The organism is Actinoplanes sp. TBRC 11911 (assembly GCF_012933445.1).
Lineage (GTDB): Bacteria > Actinomycetota > Actinomycetes > Mycobacteriales > Micromonosporaceae > Actinoplanes.
Genome location: NZ_JABBNC010000010.1, coordinates 38,274 through 60,774 on the forward strand (window position 1 = coordinate 38,274; position 22,501 = coordinate 60,774).

General features: G+C 71.1%; 19 protein-coding genes. 8 read left to right on the plus strand and 11 right to left on the minus strand.

What is annotated here, in order from left to right; translation table 11 throughout:
* Positions 1–4: 4 nt before the first annotated feature.
* The 3 genes from HH310_RS16205 to HH310_RS16215 all read right to left on the minus strand — a co-directional run bounded on the left by HH310_RS16205 (position 5) and on the right by HH310_RS16215 (position 1,749).
* Positions 5–697: a Clp protease N-terminal domain-containing protein gene (locus tag HH310_RS16205; RefSeq protein ID WP_169176385.1), complete on the minus strand. Its 693-nt coding sequence runs from the start codon at positions 695–697 to the stop codon at positions 5–7.
* Between the two features lie 64 nt (positions 698–761).
* A complete protein-coding gene (locus HH310_RS16210) occupies positions 762–1,109 on the minus strand; it encodes a DUF6204 family protein (RefSeq protein WP_169176386.1) in 348 nt (115 codons plus the stop codon).
* 94 nt (positions 1,110–1,203) lie between these two features.
* Positions 1,204–1,749, minus strand: coding sequence for a hypothetical protein (locus tag HH310_RS16215; protein WP_169176387.1), 546 nt, complete (start codon positions 1,747–1,749; stop codon positions 1,204–1,206).
* A gap of 114 nt (positions 1,750–1,863) precedes the next feature.
* Here HH310_RS16215 and HH310_RS16220 point away from each other — a divergent pair, with 114 nt between their 5' ends.
* Positions 1,864–3,852, plus strand: a complete 1,989-nt coding sequence (locus HH310_RS16220; RefSeq protein ID WP_169176388.1) for a methyl-accepting chemotaxis protein — start codon at positions 1,864–1,866, stop codon at positions 3,850–3,852.
* On the opposite strand, the gene HH310_RS16225 is transcribed toward HH310_RS16220, so the two are convergent.
* From HH310_RS16225 to HH310_RS16235, 3 genes are read right to left on the minus strand one after another with little or no spacing between them, the layout of a single operon-like run.
* Positions 3,830–4,435: a bifunctional 2-polyprenyl-6-hydroxyphenol methylase/3-demethylubiquinol 3-O-methyltransferase UbiG gene (locus HH310_RS16225; RefSeq protein ID WP_169176389.1), complete on the minus strand. Its 606-nt coding sequence runs from the start codon at positions 4,433–4,435 to the stop codon at positions 3,830–3,832. The two genes, HH310_RS16220 and HH310_RS16225, sit on opposite strands and share 23 nt — an antisense overlap.
* Before the next feature lie 53 nt (positions 4,436–4,488).
* Complete coding sequence (locus HH310_RS16230; RefSeq protein WP_169176390.1) at positions 4,489–5,295, minus strand: class I SAM-dependent methyltransferase; 807 nt, start codon at positions 5,293–5,295, stop codon at positions 4,489–4,491.
* Positions 5,296–5,336: 41 nt separating this feature from the next.
* Positions 5,337–6,161: a dihydrodipicolinate synthase family protein gene (locus HH310_RS16235; RefSeq protein WP_169176391.1), complete on the minus strand. Its 825-nt coding sequence runs from the start codon at positions 6,159–6,161 to the stop codon at positions 5,337–5,339.
* A 134-nt stretch (positions 6,162–6,295) separates the two neighbouring features.
* Here HH310_RS16235 and murJ point away from each other — a divergent pair, with 134 nt between their 5' ends.
* The 3 genes from murJ to HH310_RS16250 all read left to right on the plus strand — a co-directional run bounded on the left by murJ (position 6,296) and on the right by HH310_RS16250 (position 10,512).
* On the plus strand, positions 6,296–7,852 hold the full coding sequence (gene murJ / locus HH310_RS16240; protein ID WP_169176559.1) for a murein biosynthesis integral membrane protein MurJ: 1,557 nt from the start codon (positions 6,296–6,298) through the stop codon (positions 7,850–7,852).
* A gap of 121 nt (positions 7,853–7,973) precedes the next feature.
* Positions 7,974–8,693 (plus strand): VOC family protein, encoded by a 720-nt coding sequence (locus HH310_RS16245; RefSeq protein WP_169176392.1) that lies wholly within the window; start codon positions 7,974–7,976, stop codon positions 8,691–8,693.
* Positions 8,694–8,706: 13 nt separating this feature from the next.
* Positions 8,707–10,512 (plus strand): prolyl oligopeptidase family serine peptidase, encoded by a 1,806-nt coding sequence (locus HH310_RS16250; RefSeq protein WP_169176393.1) that lies wholly within the window; start codon positions 8,707–8,709, stop codon positions 10,510–10,512.
* 663 nt (positions 10,513–11,175) lie between these two features.
* Here the strand turns inward: HH310_RS16250 and HH310_RS16255 are convergent.
* Entirely contained in the window at positions 11,176–11,619 is a 444-nt protein-coding gene (locus HH310_RS16255) for a GNAT family N-acetyltransferase (protein ID WP_169176394.1), read from the minus strand.
* 1,355 nt (positions 11,620–12,974) lie between these two features.
* On the opposite strand from HH310_RS16255, the gene HH310_RS16260 reads away from it, so the two are divergent.
* The 3 genes from HH310_RS16260 (at position 12,975) to mraY (ending at position 15,770) form a co-directional block, all read left to right on the plus strand.
* Complete coding sequence (locus HH310_RS16260) at positions 12,975–13,850, plus strand: alpha/beta fold hydrolase (RefSeq protein WP_169176395.1); 876 nt, start codon at positions 12,975–12,977, stop codon at positions 13,848–13,850.
* Positions 13,847–14,554: a DUF4241 domain-containing protein gene (locus HH310_RS16265; protein ID WP_248294061.1), complete on the plus strand. Its 708-nt coding sequence runs from the start codon at positions 13,847–13,849 to the stop codon at positions 14,552–14,554. The genes HH310_RS16260 and HH310_RS16265 overlap by 4 nt, the downstream gene beginning before the upstream one ends.
* A gap of 112 nt (positions 14,555–14,666) precedes the next feature.
* Positions 14,667–15,770: a phospho-N-acetylmuramoyl-pentapeptide-transferase gene (gene mraY, locus HH310_RS16270; protein ID WP_169176396.1), complete on the plus strand. Its 1,104-nt coding sequence runs from the start codon at positions 14,667–14,669 to the stop codon at positions 15,768–15,770.
* 77 nt (positions 15,771–15,847) lie between these two features.
* Here the strand turns inward: mraY and HH310_RS16275 are convergent, their stop codons facing one another.
* The 3 genes from HH310_RS16275 to HH310_RS16285 form a co-directional block, all read right to left on the minus strand.
* Entirely contained in the window at positions 15,848–17,062 is a 1,215-nt protein-coding gene (locus tag HH310_RS16275; protein ID WP_169176397.1) for an RNA polymerase sigma factor, read from the minus strand.
* Positions 17,062–17,463, minus strand: coding sequence for a YciI family protein (locus HH310_RS16280; RefSeq protein WP_169176398.1), 402 nt, complete (start codon positions 17,461–17,463; stop codon positions 17,062–17,064). Before HH310_RS16280 ends, HH310_RS16275 begins: the two co-directional genes overlap by 1 nt.
* Positions 17,464–17,568: 105 nt before the next feature.
* Positions 17,569–18,570 (minus strand): phosphotransferase, encoded by a 1,002-nt coding sequence (locus HH310_RS16285; RefSeq protein WP_169176399.1) that lies wholly within the window; start codon positions 18,568–18,570, stop codon positions 17,569–17,571.
* Positions 18,571–20,643: 2,073 nt separating this feature from the next.
* On the opposite strand from HH310_RS16285, the gene HH310_RS16290 reads away from it, so the two are divergent.
* Complete coding sequence (locus tag HH310_RS16290; RefSeq protein WP_169176400.1) at positions 20,644–21,432, plus strand: trans-aconitate 2-methyltransferase; 789 nt, start codon at positions 20,644–20,646, stop codon at positions 21,430–21,432.
* A 14-nt stretch (positions 21,433–21,446) separates the two neighbouring features.
* Here HH310_RS16290 and HH310_RS16295 read toward each other — a convergent pair whose 3' ends face one another.
* The gene (locus HH310_RS16295; RefSeq protein WP_169176401.1) at positions 21,447–22,496 is read right to left on the minus strand and encodes an LD-carboxypeptidase; all 1,050 of its coding nucleotides are present in this window, start codon (positions 22,494–22,496) and stop codon (positions 21,447–21,449) included.
* Positions 22,497–22,501: the final 5 nt, after the last annotated feature.

Genomic DNA, 22,501 nt, shown 5'->3' on the forward strand with positions numbered 1-22,501 from the left:
GGGTCTACTTCTCCGGGTCCGCCCCGCTCACGAACGCATCGGCGGCCTCCTTGGTCACGCCCAGCCCGGCCAGCACACCGCCTTCGGGTTCTTCCTGCAGCAACGCGAGCAGCAGGTGCCCGGTGCCGACGCCGTCCTGCTGCAGCCGCAACGCCTCCCGGAAGCTCAGCTCGAGCACCTTGCGGGCGCGCGCGTCGAACGGCACCACGTCGGGCACCTCGATCCGGCCGGGCGGCAGCGCCTGCAGCACGGCACGGCGTACGGCATCGGGTTGTGCTCCTTGGGCCCGCAGTGCCCGGGCGCCGATCGAGGCGGGAACGTCCACCAGCGACACCAGCAGATGCTCGGCGTGGATCTCCGGCAGGCCCATGCCCTTGGCCTGGCTCATCGAGGCGACCACGACCTCGCGGGCCGGGTTGGAGAACCTCGCGAAGCCCTGCGACGGGTCCAGGTCGGACTTGCCGACGAAGCGTTTCTGCGCGGCCTGTTTGGACACTCCCATGCTGGCGCCGATGTCGGTCCACGAGGAGCCGGCGCGGCGGGCCTGGTCGACGAAGTGGCCGATCAGATGGTCGGCGAGATCGCCCAGGTGGTCGCCCATGAGCACGGCGGCGGACACCCGGGCGAGCGCGTCGTCGGGCTGGTTCGCGTTGATCGCGGCGATGAGGTCGTCCAACCGGACGGGAGGGTTCGTCATGCCGTCAACCCTAGGTTGACGGCATACGTTTCGTCAACCTAGGGTTGACCAAGGTTAGTGCCGGTCACTGGTCCTTGCGGGCGGCCTCCCGGCGGCCGCGCTTGCCCAGCGGCACGGTGTTCATGTCGACCGTCTGGGTGGACAGGCCCTTCACCGGATAGCCCCGCTCGGCCATCCACGCCTCCGCCTTGGCCTGCGCCCGGGCCGCGGCCCGCGCGATGTCGGCTTCGTCCGCGGCCTGCTCGGCGAACCGGAACGTGAAGAACGGCCGGCCCGGCAGGTCGTAGGCCAGATAGCCGTCGGCGGTGTACTCGGTACGCAGGAAGTCATGCTCGGCCTGCTCGGCGACGAGCTCGGCCAGTTGCGCCGCGCTGAGGTTGTCGAACGAACCGCGCACGGTAACCCGGATCATGAAAGGCCCTTTCCGTTTGCCGGCGGCCAGTATGCGGGCCGGTGCGGGCGGCGCGCTCCCGGTTTTCCGGCGGCTACGCCGAGGTTTTCCGCGGCTAGGGCGCGCCGAACAGGTAGGCGATGCCGCGCGGGTCCGGCTGTTCGGCCAGGCCGCCCGGGTCGGTGAACTCGCCCAGCCGCGCCAGCGCCGACGCCGCGTCGCCGACCCCGCTGAGCTGCACGAAAATGCCGGTGAACCGCAGCCACGCCTCGGCGCTGACCTGCTCCGGCCCCAGCTGGTCGAGATCGCCGGCCACCGTCACCGCCACCCGGATCCGCGGCCCGTCCTGCTCCAGAACCCGCAGCTCGACCGTGTCGTAGCGGTGATGGCCCTGAAACCGCACACTCGCCTCGGCCGGCTCCGCGAACTCGCCACTGCTCGCGGCCAGCCCGGACATGACCTGCCACCCGCCGGTCGGCACCGGCAGCCACTCGACGTCCAGCGCCACGGCCTCACCGTGCACCTCGGCGAACGGGATCCGGAACGTCCACGTCAGCGCCGGCGGCACCCCCACCGACGGATTGTCGAAGAGCAGACCGTTCCACTCGCCACCCTCGGCCGGCACGAGCGCCCGGGCATCCAGCAGACTGTCGTCACCCACGGCGGCGAGTCTCTCACAGCCCCCGCGCACCCCCATGCCTGGGACGATCATCGAAGGGCCCGGCATGGAGGATTCTGCCCGCAGAGCACCCGAAACCGGCTCAGACTGATCCCGATGACCGGCATCGAAGATCCGCACGGCGTGCCGTGGGCGCTGCACCCCATGACGGCCGTCTGCGACCGGCTGCGCACCGGCCGGCGCCTCGCCGTGCTGGTCCTCGTGCTGCTCATCCCCGGCGTCCTGGCCACCACCATGTACACCCAGGTGCGCAACGACCAGATCGCGTTCAGCACCCTGGAACAACGCGGCGCCGACGTGGTCGCCCCGATGCTGCTCGCCCTCGCCGGCACCGTCGCCGGCGACACCCCGGACCTCGAAGCCGTACGCACCGCCGTGGCCGCCGCGCCGGAACTCGGGCTCGGCACCGACCTGCCCACCGACCGGCTCGCCCTCGCCCAGGCACTGGTACAGCTCATCACCGACGCCGGTAACGCCTCGAACCTGATCCTCGACCCCGACCTCGACTCGTTCTACGTGATGGACGCCCAGGTCGTGCAGTTACCCAAGGCCCTGCTCGCCGGCGTGCAGGCCGCCACCGCCATCGCGTCGCCGGGCGACCGGGCGGTGCTCGCGGGCACGCTGTCGGCCACCGCCGAGAGCCTCGCCACCGACATCTCGACCGCGACCCGCAGCACTGGCCGCGGCGACCTCGCTCGCCGTCTCACCCCTATCGACGCGGTCGTGACGGCCGCCGCCGCCCTGGCCGCGCAGATCCCGAAACACACCAGCAGCGACCCCGCCGCGCTCGGCGCCGCCGCTCGCGCTGCCGTGGCACCCCTGCACGAGGTTCTCAGCGACCTGCTCACCGCCCGCATCGGCGGGTTCCGCACCGAACGGCTCAGCGTGCTCGCCGTCGCCGTCGGCGGATTCCTGCTGGCCGGCTGGTTCGCCACCGCAGTGGTCACGCGCACCACCCGCGACGTGCGGCGTACCGTCGCCGCGGTCAGCGCCCTTGCCGACGGCGACTTCACCGCGAAACCGGTACCCGGCGGCCGCGACGAGATGGGCGACATCGGCCGGGCCCTGACCGCGGCCCGCACCATGCTCTACGACCAGGACGAAGAGCTGCGCGGCGCACAACTCGCCCGCGAGGAACAACTACGCTCCGGGTTCCTGCACCAGCGCCAGATCGAAGCCCAGTTCCGCGAACGCACCCAGACCGTCATCGACGAGTCCACCGGCGTCATCGCCGACGACATCCGCCGGGTCACCGAGAAGGTCGGCCGGGTCCGCGACGGCGCCGAGGTCATCGGCGCGAGCATCGCCACCACCGACACCGCCACCACCGCCGTCGTCGAGCAGGCCCGGCAGGCCGAACAGGTCATCACCTCGCTGGAGCAGAGCCTGCGCCGGGTCGCCGCCACCGCCGCGCTGGTCACCGGCATCGCCGAGCAGACCCGGCTGCTCGCTCTCAACGCCACCATCGAGGCCGCCCGGGCGGGCGAGCTCGGCGAAGGTTTCACCGTCGTCGCCGACGAGGTCAAACAACTCGCCACCAACACCACCCGCTCGACCGAGCAGATCACCGATACCATCGCGGCCCTGGAACGCGACACCGCGAACATGGCCCAGACCATCGCCACCATGATCGACGGGGTGAACAGTGTCGGCGCCGCCACCGACTCGCTGCGTGCGGTCGTCGCCGAGCAGGACAGCCTCGTCGACGAGCTCTCCAGCGAGATGACCAGCACGCTGGACCGCGTGGAGCAGATGTCCGACCTGGCCAGCCGCCTGGAACGCCGCCAGCACGAACGCATCGGCGCGCAGGTGCCGGCCACCCTGACGATCGCCGGCCGGCCGCCGCTGCCGGCCACCACCCAGAACCTGAGCGCGGGCGGGCTGCGCTGCACGGTGCAGCCCGGCGCACGCATCGCCGAGGGCGACACCGTGACCGTCGCGCTCGGCGCGGACGACAAGCGGATCACCGTGCACGCCACCGTCGTGAGCAAGGAGGGCGACGACCTCGGCCTGCAGTTCATTCCGCCGGACGCGGCGGCCGCCGACGTGCTGCGCGCGTTCGTCAGCGATATCCACGGCGGATAGCGCGCGCCAGGAACCCCCGATGGGTGAAGTCGCACCCGTCCACCACCGCCGAGATGTCGATCTCCGCAATCCCGGTGCCGGTCCACAGTGGCTCACCGAACGCCCGCCGCAGATAGTCCTCGGTCAGCCCGAAACTCTGCCCCGACGCCACCGACACCGCCACCACGAACACGGTCGCTCCGGGCGCGGCCAGCCCCGGCAGCAACGCCAGATACTTGCGCGCCTCGCCCGCGCCGAGCCGGTGCACGCTGTGCAGCAGCCCGCAGTCGAAGATCGAGTCGAACGGCCCGGCACCCAGCTCCCGGGTGGCGTCTCTTACCTCGAAGCGCACGCTGAGGCCCGCGGCGGCGGCTTTCGCGCGGGCCTGCTCGATCGCCACCCGCGAGACGTCCACCCCGGTCACCTCGAACCCGCGGCGGGCCAGCTCCAGCGACAACGTGCCGCTGCCACAGCCGGCGTCGAGCACCGCCGGCCCTTTCACCAGGCCGGCATCGAGCACTCGGGTCAGCGCGGGCTGCGGCACCCCGATGTCCCAGGGCGGCCGGCCGCTCCGATACTCCTGGTCGTACTGCGCCGCATCCATCACCCGAGGCTGCCGGACTCAGAGAACCGCCGCAAGCAGCGGCCGCGAACCGCTCAGCCCGCACCGGCGGTGGTGGCCACGGTGAGCAGGTGGGAGCTGGCGCCGAGCAGGCTCGGTTCGGTCTCCGTCGCGCGCAGCATGTCCAGCATCAGCGTCGTCTGCTCGGGGTCGGCCAGGATCTGCTCCAGTCGCGGACCGGTCAGCCACACCGGCCCTTCCACCGCGACCCGCTGCCGCAACACGAGCCCCGCCTCCGGCACCTCGCTGACCAGCTCGTCCGGGTGATGGAAGTAGGCGCTGGTGAACCATCCCGTTGTCATGTCGGTGTTGCGGTGCACGCCGTCGTCGAGCGCGCCCTCCACCAGCGGCCGGTACCGCGGATCCCGGTAGAAACCCTTGACGAACCCGTCGAACAACGACGCGAACCGGCTGATCGTGGCGGCCACGACCAGCCCGCCGGGGCGTACCACCCGGGCCGCCTCCCGCCACGCCGCGACCCGGTCGGCGCGTTCCGGCAGGTGATACAGCGGCCCCAGCAGCAGCACAGCGTCCGCAGTGTGGTCGGCGGCGGGCAGCGACCGGGCATCCCCGAGCACGGCGGTCACCCCCGGCCGGGTCGCGGCCGCGGCGACGTGCTCGGGCACCGGGTCGACGACCCGCACCCGATAGCCGGCCTCGGCCAGCGGTCCCGCGTAGACCCCGGTCGCCCCGCCGACGTCCAGCACGTCCGCGGGCGCCGGCGGCAGCACCCGTCTGAGCACGTCCCAGGTGCGCAGAAACTCGAGCCGCGCGTTGCCGGACGTCAGCCGCACACGCTCGCCACCAAGCCGGTAATAATCCATGATCTCGGCGCTCAACATGCCGCCGATCGTGCCCGTCCCGGGCCGCAGCGAGCAACCGATTACAGCGCGGCCAACGCGGCCCGCACGCTCTCGGCCGAGGCCGGCAGCAACGGCAACCGCACCGCCGCCGACGGGATGCGGCCCTGGGCGTGCAGGACCGCCTTGACGACCGTCGGGTTCGGCTCGGCGAACAGCGCCATCGACAGGCGCGCCAGCCGGTCACCCGCGTCGCGGGCCGCTTTCAGCTCGCCGGAGTGCCAGTGGGCGATCAGGGAGGCGTACGCGGAAGTCTGAATGTGAGCCGACGCCAGGATGGCGCCCTGGGCACCCAGCGCGAGCAGCGGCGCGATGAAGACGTCGTCGCCGCCGAGCACCGCGAAACCCGGCGGCGGCGCCGACATCAGGTCGATCGTCGCCGCGTCGATGCCCCCGGCCGCCAGTTTCATCCCGGCGACCCCGGGGATCGCGGCGATCCGGCGGATGGCCGCGGCCGACAGCGCCTGCCCGGTCCGGTACGGCACGTGATACACGACCAGCGGCACCGGCGACGCCGCGGCGACCGCCGACAGATGCGCGACCACCCCGTCCTCGCCGGGCCGCACGAACGGCGGCACCAGCGTGAGCGCCGCACTCACCCCGGGCATGCCGGCGAAGTCCCCCGCGATCAGCGGCACACCCCGCGACACGCAGACCCCGGCCAGCAGCGAGACCACCTTCTCCCGCTCGGCCGGGGTGAGCGCGGACGGCTCACCGGTCGTGCCCAGCGCGACCAGCCCAGCCGCACCCTCGTCCAGCACGGTGTGGGCGAGCCGCTCCAGCGCGCCCCACGCCACCGAACCGTCGGCGTCGAAAGGCGTGATCAGTGGTACATACAAGCCATTCACACCGGCTACGGTGTCAGGGCGTACACGTAAGGTCCAGTTAGTTTTTCTCCCCCACCGTTAAGCAACGCTAACGGGACGTGCGGCCACGCGCTAAAAATGTCGGCATGGCTTCGGTAGGACGCGCCAGTCGCGGCATGGCGGTGGCAACCCTCGCATCCCGGGTCGCCGGGTTCGCACGGCTGGTCGTGCTGGCCTCCGCGCTCGGGCTGGGCGGCCGGCTGCTGGACAGCTACAACGTGGCGAACACCCTGCCCAACGCGGTGTACGAGCTGGTCGTCGGCGGTGCCATGGCCAGCGTCGTGGTGCCGCTGCTGGCCCGCGCCGCGCTCACCGAAGCGGACGACGGCGTGGTCTACGCGCAACGGCTGCTGTCGCTGATGGTGTACGGCCTGAGCGCCGTCACCGTGGCCGCGATGCTCTCCGCACCCTGGCTCGTCGACCTTTACACCCCCGGCTTCACCGGCGGCCAACGCGAGCTCGCCGTCGTGTTCAGCCGGTTCTTCCTGCCGCAGATCCTGTTCTACGGGGTCAGCGCCACCGCCGGCGCCGTGCTCAACATCCGCGGCCGGTTCGCGGCGCCGACCTGGGCGCCGCTGGCCAACAGCGTCATCGTCATCGCCGTCGGCCTGATCTACCTGCTGATCGGCGGCGCCACCAGCATCGCGACGCTGTCCACGGCGCAGTTGCTGCTGCTGGCGGCCGGCACCACCGCCGGGGTGTTCGCGCAGATGGCCCTGGTCGTGTGGGCGCTCGCGCGCAGCGGGTTCGCGGTGCGGCCGCGGCTCGACCCGCGCGGCATCGGGATCCGCCGCATCGGCCGGCTCGGCGGCTGGGTGCTCGTCTCGGTCGTCGCCTCCCAGGTGCTGCTCGCCGCCGCGACCCGGGCCGCGTCGATCAGCGGGCCGGGCGGCGTCAGCGCGTACCAGAACGCCCTGGCGGTGTTCCAGATGCCGTTCGCGGTGGTCGCCCTGTCGGTGGTGACCGCGATGCTGCCGCGCCTGAGCCGCAACGCCGCCCGCCTCGACCACCGCCAGATCACCGAAGACCTTTCCCGGGCCGTACGCCTCGCCGTCGTCGCCCTGGCCCCGGTCGCGGTGGCGATGCTCGTCCTCGGCCCGCAGATCGCCACGCTGCTGTTCGGCTACGGCCACAGCTCCCCGTCGGCGATCATGCTGCTCGGCGTGGTGGTGGCCGCGTTCGGTGTGGCGCTGGTGCCGTTCACCGGTTACACGATCCTGCAGCGCGGCTTCTACGCCCTGCAGGACACCAAGACACCCGCCCTGATCACCGCGCTGGTGTCGGTCGTCGGGGTGGCCGGCTGCGCGCTGGCGACCTGGCTGCTGCCGCGCGCCGACATCGTCATCGGCATCCCCGTCGCCTACGCCATCGCGTACACGGTGGGTCTGCTCGCCGACATCGTCATCCTGCGCCGCCGCCTCGGCCGCATCGACGGGCACCGCCTGCTGCGCACCCACGCCCAGGTGGCGGTCGCGGCCGGCGTCGCCGGCAGCATCGGAGCAGTTGCCGCGTACGCCCTGACCCCGTTCACCGGCTCCGCCGTGCTCACCCTCACCGTCGCCGGTGCCGTGGGAGCGGCCGTCTACGTCGCCGTGGCCCGGCTCGTACGCCTCGGCGAGATGCGGCAGCTCGTGACCATCGCGTTGCCCTCGTTCTTCGGCGGTAGGGCATGACGGTCGTCTTGCCCTCGTTTTTCGGCGGTGGGGCATGACGGTCGTCTTGCCCTCGTTTTTCGGCGGTAGGGCATGACGGTCGTCTTGCCCTCGTTCTTCGGCGGTAGGGCATGATGGGCGGATGATCGGCTCGTTACGCGCGGTGGTGCTCGACGCCCCCGACGCCCGGCGGCTCGCCGCGTTCTACGCCGCGCTCGGCGGCTGGAGCGAGCTGTACGCCCACGACGAATTCATCGCGATGCGCACCCCCGACGGCTGGCGCATCGCCACCCAGCTCAGCCCCGGGCATGTGGCGCCGCGCTGGCCCGACCCGGCCTTCCCGCAGCAGGCCCACCTCGACCTGCGCGTACCGGACCTCGACGCCGGCGCCGCGCGGGCGACCGCGCTGGGTGCCACGCTGCTGCGCGAGAACGAGAACTGGTACACCCTCGCCGACCCGGCCGGGCACCCGTTCGACCTGTGCCTGTTCCCCGCCAACGACGCGACGACGCTGATGAGCGTGATGCTCGACTGCCCCGACGCGGCAGCCCTGAGCGCTTTTTACGCTGAGCTGCTCGGCAAACCCGTCACGTACGAGGACGAGGGCGTCGCGATGATCGGATCGGAGGGTGCGCAGCCGGTGATGTTCCAGCAGATCACCGACTATCGGGCGCCGCGCTGGCCCGATCCGGCGTATCCGCAGCAGTTCCATCTCGACGTGACCGTCCCCTTCGCCGAGATCGACGCGGCCGAGGCGGCGGTGCTCAAACTCGGTGCCACGGCGCTGCACGCGGACGGCGAGAACTGGCGGGTCTACGCCGACCCGGCCGGCAAGCCGTTCTGCCTCTGCTGGGACAACTAGGTTTGCCCGTCGCGTGACACTGCTCAGCGCGGAGCTCGTGGTCGACGGCCGCGTGCCGCGCAGCCCGGTGATCGCGCCGGACGGCCGTTCGGTCTGCTACGTCCTGGGCACCGAACTGTGGATCGGCGACATCGGCGACGTTGTCACGTGGCGCCGGGCGACCGCCGATGGTGCCGCGCGGCCGCGGTGGTCGGCGGACTCGTTGTTCTTCCTGTCCGGCCGCGGTGTTTCGCAATTGCGGCGGCTCACCCTCGCCGACGCGACGGTGACCAGCTATCCGGTCGGCGTCGTCGACTACCTGCCGCTGGCCGATCCCGACACGGTTGTGCTGCTGGCCGAGGACGGCGGGGACCGGGCCGACCCGATCGTCGTCGGCGAGGACGAGCCGCGTGCCCGGTTGCGTCTGCTCGATCTGCGCACCGGGCGGGTCAGCACGCCGGATGTGTTCGCCGGGCGGCACGTCGTGGAAGTGCGGCAGCGTCCCGGCGGCGGCCCCCTCGCGGTGCTGACCCGGGCCGGTGCCGACAGCGACTACGGGCCCCGCACGGGCCGGTTGCATGTGTTCGACCTGTCGACGCGTACGGCCGAGGATCTCGGATCTGTCCCGGCGGACGCCCGATCCCTGGCGTGGTGGCCGGGCGACGACGGCTGGCACATCGGGTACCTCGCGCTCACCCCGCCGGGTCTGCAGGCCGGCATGGCCGTGTTCGATCTGTCCCTTGCTTCGGCGGCTTCCCGCAATCGCACCGCCGGCCTGGCGATGTGCCCGACCGAGCTCTACCAGACGGACGCCGCCCCGCTGGTCGTGTTCGCCGACGGCCTGGACACGACCGTGGCCCGGCTCGACCCGGCCGGCCCCACGGTCCTGTCGCGTCACCCCGGACGCCTCGACCAGCTCACCGTCACCCCGTCCGGGTCGACGATCGCCGCCGTCACCGGCGGCCGCTACACACCCCCGAACGTGCACATCGGAGCGCCGGGCGGGCCGCTGCGCCGCATCACCGACACCCGCCCGGAACTCGATGGCGTCACCCTCGGCACCCAGCGCCCCCTGGCGTACCGGGCCGCCGACGGCCTTGACCTGGACGGCCTGCTCGTGCTGCCGCCCGACGGGACCGGGCCGTTTCCGCTGGTCACGATTGTGCACGGCGGCCCGTACGATCGTTACGCCGACCGGTTGCAGCTGTTCTGGTTCCCCAGTGCGCAGTGGCTGGCCACGGCCGGCTACGCGGTGTTCCTGCCGAACCCGCGTGGCGGTCAAGGCCACGGTCATGAGTTCGCCGCGCGGGTGGCGGGCCGGGTCGGCCGTGAGGAGTGGACCGACATCGAGGCCGGCATCGACATGCTGATCGCGTCCGGTGTGGCCGACCCGGACCGCCTGGGCATCGCGGGCTGGAGCCACGGCGGTTTCATGTCGGCCTGGGCGATCGGCCAGACCAGCCGTTTCCGTGCCGCGCTGGTCGGCGCCGGGGTAGCCGACTGGGGCATGCTGGCCGCGACCGGCGAGAACGGCCAGTTCGAGGCGGCGCTGGGCGGCAGTACGGGCTGGTCCGGCGTCGGCCCGCACCCGCACGACGCGGTCAGCCCGATCTCGTTCGCTGCCCGCATCCGGACGCCGGTGCTGATCCTGCACGGCGCCGAGGACACCAACGTGCCGGTGGGTCAGGCGGTGTACCTGCATCGCGCGCTGCGCCACTTCGGCGTGCAGCACGAGTTCGTCATCTATCCCCGGGAGGGGCACGCGATACGGGAGCGTGCCCACCAGCTGGATGTCCTGCACCGGACCCGGGCCTGGTTCGACCGGTGGCTACGCCGTTGAGACCTTTCCGGGTCGGGGTCCGGATTCGCGTCGTTGCCGTTCCCGGGCTCGGTAGCGGCGGATCTCGATTCCGTGCGTGTCGAGCCGCCGCGGCCGTCAATCGGCAATGCGCGATCCGCAATGGCAACCGGCACTACGCGACCCGCGATCGGTAACCGGGAACGGGGTTACCGGCGACGGGCAACCCGCGACCGCAACTGGCACTACGCGACCCGCGACCCGCAACGGGCAACCGGGTAACCGGGTAACCGGCGACGGGCAGTCCCGCAGCAGCCCGCGACCAGCAGCCCGCGACCGGCGCCGGCTGCCGAGGTGACCGACGAGCCGCACATGTCTCCAGGCCGATGCACGCCTCGCCCCGCTTCCATCCCACTATGTGGCTATCTCGACCACATCCTGGGCTTTCTCGAGACCTTGGAGAGTTGCGCCCACATACGAGCCCGAAGTATCCAAGGTCTACGAAACCTCGGGCAAACCGGCCGAACAAAGGGCGTGAAAGCAGAGAAAAGGTGCTCCACTGTGGACGCTCGTCTCACATTGCGGACGCGCTGCCACAATGTGGGCGCTGGTCCCGTACAGCGGACACGGATCCCACATTATGGCCTCGTAGGGCGGCGCCGGCAGAGAGTCGATCAGCCAAGAGATCTCTACCGCGGAAGATGTCTATTCGCCGGCGAGTGACGCGTCGGCTGTCCTGCGCATGAGGCGGGATCGTCCGACCCGCTGCGTGAAGCCCCACCGCTCGTAGAACCCGGTCAGCTCGGGCTGGCAGACGAGCTCGACGCTGTGCACCCCCGCGACCCAGGGGTGGGCCAGCACGGCGTCCATGACCATGGCGCCGATGCCCACGCCCCGGACGTCGGCCGCGACGATCACATCAAGGACCACGGCGAGGTACGTCCGGTCGGTCAGCACCCGGGCGAACCCGGCGAGTGGGGTGGATTGTCGCCGTACGACCGTGACCACGACGTCGGATCCGGCGAGTATCGCGCGGGTCTGCGTTTCCGTGCGTCCGGCTGCCCACCAGGTCGAGGCGAACAGTTCCATCAGCCGCGGCACCGGGACAGCGGCGACGTCGTACGAGATCTGGTACGAGGGGTGAGTCACCGCGCCAGCGTCCCAGACCTTCACTCCGGCGGCGAAGCCGCGCTGAGACAGCTTTGCCAGAATTACTGGATTGCAATTACCGGTAATCCAATAATCCAAGAATCGGACAAAACACTCTTACACCATAGTGACTCTTATGCTCGACTCCCTGGTAACTTACGGATATGCGAGCGCGACGACCCTGCCCTGGCAGAGGATCTGCCGATGGCGGCCCAGGTCGTTTCGTAGTGCCAGTGACCGGGATCGCCGCGGGGCGGGCATTGCTGCGTATCGCGGGGCGGGTCGCGTCGGTCGGTACCCACCGCCGCCCTGCAACGCCGTCGTGGCGCTCGCCGGCCGGTGATGCCGCGCGCCATCATGTGGGATGCGCGTCCGTTGTGTGGGATTGGCGACCACATGGTGGCAGTGGGTCCACAACGTGAGAATCGCATCCACAGTGGAGTGTCTTTTCGCCGCTTTCGTCCCCGTTTGGTTGGCCGTCGTTTCTGACGTTTCGTAGACCTTGGATACTTAGGGCTCGCATGTGGGCGTAACTTTCCAAGGTCTCGACCAAATCCAGAATGTGGAACTGTTCAGCTGGTTTTCGCGCTGCTCACCCTCCGATGCGTTGGCCTTGCGTGGCGGACCTGAGGGCCGTGGCTGTGGGGAGCTGGCCCGTTTCGGCCGTGGCGGGTGCCCACACCTGCGGTGGGTCGCCACGTGTGGGGAGCCGCGGCCTTCCCGCCGTCGCGACTCCCCACACGTGGGTGGGGGTGGTCGCGGTGTGGGGAGCCGCGGCCTTCCCGCCGTCGCGACTGCCCACGCCCGGGTGGGGGTGGCCGCGGTGTGGGGAGCCACAGCGTCCCCGGCGTCGCTACTGCCCACACCCGGGTGGGGCGCCCATTGTGGGGAGCTGGGACCTGCCCGGGCCGGGCGGCGCCGCCTCGCACGGGGACTCCCGGCCGACGGAACCAGCTGAACAGTTACAGAATGTGGAAGGGATGGCCACATAGTGGGATGAGTGGGCGAGAGGCGCGCGTCGACGTGCAGACAGGTGCGGCTCGTCGGTCGCGTGCTGCGATCCGCAGAACAATCGCGGGCTGCTCGACCCGCACGGTATCGAGATCCGCCGCGGCCTGGCTTGGGAACAACACGGACTCGGACCCCGACCCGGAAACGTCTCCTTAGGCGGCGCGACACGGATCTTCCGCATGGTCGGACAATCGCGGACCGTGCGGGGCGTTGTCGGCGACACCGGGTGGCGGCGGGCTGCGCTCATAATCGGCAACGGGAAACGTCGAGGACCGGTCCAGGCTCACGTGAGGGCCATCGGAAAATCTCGGTGTTCGCGGCGGGGTGGCCGCTACTGTGCCGCCATGGTGGATGCGCACGAGCGGTTCGTGGCCTCTGGAGCGTTGCGGATCTGGACCGAGCGAGTCGGTGATCCGGAGCTCCCTGCCGTTCTGATGGTCATGGGTTCGGCCGCTCAAGGAGTCAGTTGCCCTGACGCGCTGGTCGGCCGGCTTGTCGAGCGTGGGGTTCAGGTGATCCGGTTCGATCATCGCGACACCGGCCGGTCCAGTGTCGTGGACTTCGAGGCCCATCCGTACGCGATCGCGGACATGGCCCGTGACTGCCTGGCCGTGCTGGACGGTTATGGATTGGATTCCGCTCATGTGGCCGGGGCCTCGCTGGGCGGCATGATCGCGCAGTGGCTGGGGGTGCACGTGCCGCACCGGGTCCGTTCCTTGACGGTGATGTCCAGCTCACCGATGAGCCACGATCCGGGTCCGGCGCGGGCCCGGGCGCTGGCCGGGGAGCCGGCCGACCCGGACGATCTGCCGCCGCCGTCACCGGCGTTCGTCGCGCATCTGAACGCCGGGCTGCCGCCGGGTATCGAGTCCGACGTGGCCTTGTTCCGGGTCTTCAACGGGCCGGTCCGGCCGTTCGACGAGCCGGCCGCCCGGGCGATGCTCGAGCTGGCGTTCTCCCGGGCCGTCGACCCGGCGGCCGCGGCCAACCACCACCGTGCCGTGTGGATGGATGACCCCAGCCTGATGGCTCCGCTGTCGTCGATCACCGCACCGACCTCGATCGTGCACGGCGACCAGGATCCGGTCTATCCGCTCGGTCACGGCGAGGCGCTGACTGCCTTGATCCCGGGAGCGGTCCTGCACGTCGTGCCCGGCATGGGTCACGTCATGACGTCACCCGGCCTGCCCGAGGAGGTAGCCGACCTGATCCGGCTATGAGCAGGCTGGCCCTTGGCACGATGATCACCAAATCGGCCGGGGTGCGGTCGCTGGTGATACCGGGAGTACGAGTGTCTTATTTGCCGGATTTAACCACGTTGCTCGGGCGTGCTGTCCGAATCGTTCGCGAGGGCGTCGAGTATGTGATCGAGGACCATGTGGTCGGCAAGGTGACGGTGCCGAGCGGGCAGATTGTCGGCTGTGACCCGTTGGCCGATGCTGAGGCGCCCGCGTTCGTGGTGACGGTCCGGCCGGGCACGTATGAGTTGCGTGCGTGGGTGGCGTCGATTCACCGCGATGGAAGCGAATCCGATGTGCGCACTGCCGCCCTCCAGCTTGTGGTCAGTGAGCGGCCGGCGGTGCGGTGGGAGCCGGCTCTGGTTGACGGCCAGGCGGTGGGCGACTTCTTCGGCTATCCGGTCGATGCCGGGGTCGGCACCCTGGCCGATGTGGTGGCCGTGCGGGCGTTGGCGGATTGGGATTTCGACCGCCTGGACGAGGTGTACATCCCGGCTCAGATCCCTGCAGCTCCGGCACCGATCGACGCGGTCACCGATGAGCCCACGGGCGCAAATGTGATCGTGGTGAGTTCCGGCTGGGGCGACGGCGTGTATCCGACCTTCGTCGGACGTGCGGCCGACGGTCAGGTCACTGCCTTCGTCACCGACTTCATGGTCATCCCTGCACCGGAAGCAGAGGGCTGACGCTCCCAGGCGTGGCCACGCGACGCGCAGCGCGCCGGTCGTCGCCGCACGAACGGCGGATGGCAAGATCGTGCCCCGTGATCATTAATGTTGACCTATCCGATACCTGCCGATGAGGGCGGTCATCGTCGCGGCGGCGGTCGCGTTCGTCATCTCCCTGTTCGGCACGCCGGTGGCGATCCGGGTCTTCACCGCGCTCAAAGCCGGCCAGCCGATCCGTTCCCTCGGGCTCGCCTCCAACGAGGGCAAGAGGGGCACGCCCGCGATGGGTGGCGTCGTGTTCATCGTGGCGACCCTGATCGCCTACGTCGCCGGGCACGTCGCGCTGACCACGCTGCCCGAGCGGCAGATCGCTCAGGAAAAGCCGACCATGACGGCGTTCGTCCTGCTCGGACTGTTCGTCTTCTGCGGCGCTGTCGGCTTCGTCGACGACTTCCTCAAGGTCCGCCGCCGTAACTCCGACGGTCTGTCCGCCAAGGCCAAACTGCTCGGCCAGGCGATCATCGGTACCGGATTCGGCGTCGTCGCGCTCTACGTGGCGAGCACCAACGGGCAGACCGTGGCGAGCGAGCGGATCTCGTTCGTGCGCGACATCAGCTGGCTGGACGTCGGCAAGGTCGGCTCGGTGATCGTGTTCGTCTTCGTGATCACGGCGATGTCGAACGGCGTGAACCTCACCGACGGCCTCGACGGCCTGGCCACCGGCGCGTCGGCGCTGGTGCTCGGTGCGTACGCGCTGATCGGGTATTGGCAGTACCGGCATTGGTGCGCCGACGCGACCTACGCCCGCGCGAACGAATATTGCTATCAGGTCCGTGACCCTCTGGAGATCGCGATGATCGCGGCGGCGGCCGCCGGTGCCTGTGTGGCGTTCCTGTGGTGGAACACGTCACCGGCGCGGATCTTCATGGGCGATGTGGGCTCGCTCGGGCTGGGCGCGCTGATCGGTGGGCTCGCGGTGGCAACCCGCACCACTCTGCTGTCGATCCTGATCGGCGGGCTGTTCTTCATCATCATCGTCACCTGGGTGATCCAGATCGTCTCGTTCCGGACCACCGGCCGGCGGGTCTTCCGGATGGTGCCGCTGCACCACCACTTCGAGCTGGCCGGGTGGAGCGAGGTCAACATCGTGGTCCGGTTCTGGACGGTGGCCGGCGTCTGCGTGGCGGCCGGCCTGGGCCTGTTCTACTCGAACTTCCTGGCCGCCGTCGGATAGATGTTCGCGGGGCCTAGGAGGATTTGGGCACCTCAGACCCCGCGATCAGGCCCACCGCGGCGACGAAGACACGATATTCAGCGAAGCGCGGCCACTTTCGCCAGCAGAACCGAGCGTTCGCGTTCGTTGCCGCACAGCCGGGCGGCCAGCTCCAGTTCCGCCCGCGCTTCCGATCGCCGTCCGAGCCGGGCCAGCAACTCGCCCCGTACGGTCGGCACCAGGTGTGACCCGGGCATCCGGTCCGCGGCGACCAGCTCGTCCACGATGCTCAGCGCCTGCGCCGGCCCGGACGCCATGGCCACGGCGACCGCCCGGTTGAGTTCCACCACCGGCGACGGCGCGACCCGGCCCAGCGCTTCGTACAGCAGCACGATCCGGTCCCAGTCGGTCGCCTGCACCGACGGCGCCGCCGCGTGCACGGCGGCGATCGCGGCCTGCAGCCCGTACGGCCCGAACCCGCGCGCCGACGCCTTGGCCAACGCGTCCATGCCGCGGCGGATCGCCGAGACGTCCCACAGCCGCCGGTCCTGGTCCTCGAGCAGCACCGGCGATCCGTCCGGCCCGGTCCTGGCCGGGAAGCGCGCCGCGGTCAGCTCGCACAACGCCAGCAGACCGTGCACCTCGGGTTCGTCCGGTGCCAGCGCGGTCAGGGTGCGGGTCAGCCGGATCGCCTCGTACGCGACGTCGGGCCGCACCAGCCGCTCGCCCGAGGTGGCGCTCGACCCCTCGGTGAAGATCACGTAGAGGACGCTGAGCACGCCGCCCAGCCGTTCCCGGCGCTCGCCGGCGGCGGGCAGCTCGAACGGCACCCCGGCCGCCGCGATCGTCTTCTTCGCCCGGGTGATGCGGGCCTGCACGGTCGGTACCGGCACCAGGAACGCGCGGGCGATCTCTTCGCTGGACAGGCCGCCGACCACGCGCAGGGTCAGCGCCACCCGGGCCGGCGGGGACAACACCGGGTGGCAGCTGACGAACATCAGCGCGAGGACGTCGTCGTCGATGCGGTCCGGATCGACGTCCGCGGCGGCTGCCGGAGCGGCCGCGAGCAGGGCGTATCGCGATTGCAGGGCGCTGCGGCGGCGGATCGCGTCGATCGCCCGCCGCCGGGCCGTGGCCATCAGCCAGCCGCCCGGGTTGTCCGGCGCCCTGCCCGGCCACGCCACGAGCGCCTCGGCCACCGCCTCCTGCGCCGCGTCCTCGGCCAGCCCGAAGTCGCCGGTGAGCCGGGTCAGCGCGGCGACGATCCGCGCCGACTCGATGCGCCAGACGGCCTCGACGTCGGCCGGCCCCATCAGATCCGGCCGCTGCTCTCACGCCCGGCCGTCTCGTAGTCGTCCGGGCGTTCGTCGCTGCCGGCCACCCGACGGACCTCGATCTTCGAGCCGGCCGCGGCCGGAACCCGCTTGGCCCACTCGACCGCCTCCTGTTTCGAGGCGACATCAAGCATGAAGTACCCCCCGAACAGCTCTTTGGTCTCCCCGTACGGCCCGTCCGTAACCACCGGCGCCTCGCCCCCGAACGCGACCACGACCCCCTGCGCCGGAAGGTCCAGCCCTTCGGCCGCGAGCAGCACCCCGGCGGCCATCATCTCCTCGATGAGCCGGCCGGTCGCCGCCATCGACTCGTCGATCGACGCCATCATGGCCGCGTTCGACTCGTCGGTACCCCGCATGATCAGCATGTACTTCGGCATCGCGTTCTCCTCATCCGGCGGGGCCGCGTCTCGGCCCTCACACCCGCACGTCGAACGGCCGGCCCGCGGATCGACACGGCCCGCAAGAATTCTCGCGCACCCCGCTCACCGCCCCGACCGGAACGCCGGCGCGTACGGCACCGGACATTCACCCCACCGCCCGGTCAGCACCCGCCCGAGCCGCCCGGCCAGCTCCGCCATCGCCGGCAACTCCTCCGCGGCGGCGGCCAGGCGCAGCCGGTGCTGGATCATCGCCCGCCGTCCGGGCCCCTGTTTGAGCAGCGGTTCGTCGCGCAGGGCCCGCGGCAGCAGCCAGGCACCCGAGAGCAAGGCCCAGGCAGCCGACGCTGCGGCGATCTCCGGCGCCAAGACCCGATCAAACCCCACAGCGTTCCCGTACGCCTCGACGGCCGCCTCCGTCACCGCCGCGGGCAGCCGCCACGCGCACCAGCACGTCGGCCACGGCACCCTCAGATACGCGACGTCCCACACCACGGGCCGCCACTCGGCCGCTTCGAAGTCGATGAGCACCAGGCCGCCGTCCGGGGTGAAGACGTTGTTGTCCGGGCAGGTGTCCCCCGGCGACAACGCGTTCGGCCCGGTGTCGCGCAGCCGCGTGTCCAGCGCGACCAGCTCGTCCATCGCGGCGTCCGGCGCGGCGACCCCCAGCTCGGCGCAGTGCCGTTCCAGCTCGCGAACCGACTCCCGCACGTCGTACCACGCCCCGACCGGCACCCCGCCGGCACGTGCCGCCAGTGCGTCCCGGAACGCCCCGAACGACCCGGCCGTGACCCGGTGCAGCGTCGCGACCGCCTCCGCCCACGCCACCACCGCGGCCGCGGCCCGTTCCGGGTCGTCGCCGAGCAGCGCGTCCGCCACGCTGCCGCCGTCCCCGGCGTCGGAGATCTCGACCGCGGGCGGCTCGGACCGGGCGGCGAGCAGCCGGGGTGCCGGTGCGCCCGGCGGCAACACGGACAGCGCCGCGCTCTCGCGCACCCATCCCTCACGCCCGTGCAGGTACTCCTTGAGGATCAGGGTGCGGGTGTGGTCTCCCATCCGGCGTACGAGGGAACGCTTGCTGCCGTGCATGGTCTTGAGAACGCGCATCGGCGCACCCTACGAACAACAGCGCGCCGCCGCTATCGCTCCCCGCGGAAAGGCCCGCCGTCACGCGTCGGCGTGGCAGGCCGACCGGCATCCGCCCAGTGTCGTCAACTGGTCGACGGCGGCGCCCGGGTAGGTCCACCCTGTCCGCGCGGCGAACCGACAGCCGCCCTGCGCCACCTAGTCGGCCGGCATCGGCTGGTCCACCTGTCGGTACGTACGCCGACCGGCCACCGTGCGCTATCTGGTCGGCGGCTGGTATGGGCTGGTCCACCTGTCGACGCGTATGACGACAGGCGCCCGGCCACCCTGCACCATCCGGTTGGCGGTTGGCGGTTGGCGGTTGGCGGTTGGCGGTTGGCGGGACGAGGAGACCGACACGTAGGCGTGTGGGCCGAGGTCGTGGCGCTGACTGGAGGCCTCGTCGCTGATCGACTTCGCCGCTGCTGCCGTCCGGGTGGGTAGGCTTTGCGGATCGCGGCCGGAGCCGGTGGCAGGGACCGTAGACGCCCTCCCGGACGCCGGCGCGATTTGTCCCGCTTTAGACGGGCCGATCTGCCGGGCGAACTCCGCGCGCCGAAATGCGGCACGGCGGCCGCCGAACCGGCCTGGTCAACCCTGGCCACCCATTGTGGCGGCGAGCTGCGTCGTGCCGTAAAGCGACCGCCGGCCTGACCAACGCGCGGCGACCATGTGCGGGTTCATTGGCTATCTCGGCGGCGGGCGCGTAATGGCTCACGGCGACACTCGAACCAGCCAATTAGTCAACCGCGCCGGCAGACCGCGCAACGCCGCACGGCGACCGCCGACCGGCCTGGTCCACCAGCCCTCGCCGCCTTCGAGGACGGCGAACTCGTGATTGTTCGCCCCCGATCCCGCCGTGATCATGACGTGTCGCCCGTCGGCCTCGATGTCGGGCGTGAGCGTCCCGGAACGCGCGCAACCATTTCCACGCCCACGATGTGGGACCCGCGACCGGAATGCGGGACCGGCGACCACATCGTGGCTACGCGTCCGCAATGTGGGACGCATGTCCACTGTAGAGGACAGTTCGTCCTCCCTCGTGGCTTTTGTTCGCCCGCTTTCCGCGCCGTTTCGTAGACCTTGGAGATTTATGGCTCGCATATGGGCGTAGGTCTCCAAGGTCTCGAGAAAGTCCACCATGTGGCTGGGATTGCCACATAGTGGGATCGGCGCCGAGGTATGGCGAGGCGCGGTGACGGAGCCGCGCGCCGTGCCCTCGACCGCCGCGCGGGTGGGGCAGGCGGCGGCGTGGATGCGGCCACTGCGGATGGATGCGGCTCGCGCGGCATCGCCGTCCCGCTCGATCGCGAGTCATCGCCGCACTCCAGGAGAGCGCCACGGGCGTCGCCCGCCCCCAGGATCGAGGCCTTCGGCACCTCCGGCCAGGCGGTTCGGCCACGACCACGCCGCCCACGACGTTGCCGCTCGATCGCCGCACGCGGCCATTTCGCCCGGCGACGGCGGCTCGCGCCATCTCCATCGGCGACACCTGGACAAGCAGCGCGCCTTGCGCTATCTACGCTGAGAGCCACTCGGTTCGCGCGCCATTGCGGTTCGCGCGCAATTTTTCCCCCCGGGCTGCGGTCATCTCCATCGGCGGCACCTGGACACGAGCGTCATCGGCCGGTCGCACAGCTCGGCCGCGGGCCTCCAGCGCGCCTGGAGCTACCTGCCCTAAGGGCCTCTCGGTGGCCGATCTCGGGTTGGGGCGCCCGGCGCTTGACGCGCGCGGCATTCCGATCCGGTCTGGCACGAGAATAACCACGGCAAATCCGCCCGCGGCCTCCAAGGTCGCTCGATGCGAGCGCGACGGCCGCACCCAGCCGGCCGCGACCGGATCACCACGCGGCAGCCCGCTCGGCGCCGGAGAATCGTGGCCGACGTCGGGGAACCGCGCGCCCGCGGCCCCGCAAGTCCTCGGTGCGAGCGCGAGCGGGGTCCCCCGATGTGAGCGCGCCGGCCACGGCCACGGCTCGCGCGGGTTTAAAGCGGGACCGGCGGGCGGTCCGGCTCATCGGTGCCCGCGCTCGCCGGGACAGTATCGTGTCTCGGATGGGCTCGGAGCGGCACAACCTCGGCCGGGTGTTCAACGATGTGGCGGAGCTCTACGACCGGGTGCGGCCCGGGTATCCCGACGAGCTGTTCGCCGACCTGGTCGCGCTGACCGGGGTCGGTGCGGGTGAGGCTGTGCTTGAGGTGGGCTGCGGCACGGGCCAGGCGACGCGGTCGCTGACGCGGCTCGGGCTGGCGGTGATCGCGCTCGAACCGGGGCCGGCTCTGGCGGCGCTGGCCCGGGAGCGGCTCGGCGACGTCACGGTCGAGGAGTCGGCCTTTGAGGACTGGGACGATCGCGGACGCCGGTTCCGGCTGCTGGTGGCCGCGTCGTCGTGGCACTGGGTGGATCCGGTGGTTGGCTGGGCACGGGCGTACGGGGTCGTGGAACCTGACGGGTTTGTGGCCCTGCTCAGTAATGTCGTGGTGCGCCGGCCGGGTGAGCCCGAGGTGTACGCCGAGACGGCCGACCTGCACGAACGGTTCGTCCCGGGGCATCCCGGCTGGGGGCATCCGCCGGTCGAGGAGGACGTACGCCGTACGGGGCAGGCCTGGGATTCTGCCGGTTTGTTCGCTCCGGCGGTGGTGCGCTGGTATCCGAGCGTCCAGTGGTTGTCCGGGGAGGGTTTCGCGGATCTGCTGCGGTCGACGTCGCTCTATCGTGCGCTGGACGGCGATGTGCGCGAGCCGCTGCTCGACGCGATCGCGGAGCGGATCCGCACGCGGATGGGTGACCGGGTCGCCCGCCGTTACCTGAGTCTTCTTCAGGTGGGTAGGCGGCGGGGGTAGCGGCCAAACACCGGCTACCGGTAGTCGGCGAAGATCCGCCGCGTGGTGCCGTCGACGGTGATCCGGCCGCCGTGCGGCAGGATCCACTGCGGCCGCGTGTGCCCGAACGGCACCCCGACACACACGACCGCCCGCGGGTTGTAGCGCTCCACGATCCCCACGACCACGTCACGTTGCTCCTCGCGCAGCCGGGCCCGTTCGGCGGCGTCGGGGCGGCGGGTGAAGTCGGAGACCGGCGGCCGGGCGAGCAGGACCGCGTCGACGGCGGCGAGCAGGCCGCGTTCGCCCAGGGCCCGCACGATCCATCCGACGTTGCGGGCCGGCAGCAGCTCCTCGGAGGTTTCCAGCAGCAGCACCCCGCCGTCGAGGACGCCCGGCGGGAACCGGAAACGGCCGGCCGTCAGGACCTGTTCGAGGACTTCGACGCAGCCACCCCACGCGGGGCCGGTGACCGTGCGGCTCGGCCCGTACCAGTCCCACGGCCCGGCCGGTTCCCTTTCCCCGTACGAGGTCAGGGCCTGTGGATCGCCCCAGTCGAACCCGGTGTCCTCGGACTCGCCGGGCTCGGTGATCTCGAGTGTCTCGCCGGTGAGCAGCGCCGCCCGCAGCGACCGCGCGTGGATGTCGTCGACCGCCGGTCCGGGGCCCAGGTGGACCTGGGAGGATCCGCCGTAGAAGCTGGCGATCCCGAGTCCCCACAGCCACTGGTGCAGGTTGGTGTTGTCGCTGGTGCCCAGGAACGGTTTCGGGTCGGCCAGGGCGAGCGCGGCGTCCAGGTGCGCGATGACGGTGATCTGGTCCTCGCCGCCGATGACGGCGAGCACAGCCCGGATCCGCGGATCGGCGAACGCGGCGTTGATGTCGCCGGCCCGGGCCTGCGGGCTCGCCCCGACCTGCCGGGTGGTGGGGTATTCGACGGGCACGAGTCCGGTCACCTCGGTGAGGCGCCGCATCGCCTGTTCGTGCACCGCCGGGAAGGCACCGGCGGCGGCGAACGACGGGGAGATGACGGCGATGTGGTCCCCGGGGCGGGCTTTGCGGGGGTGGACGAGGTCGCGGTTCATACACG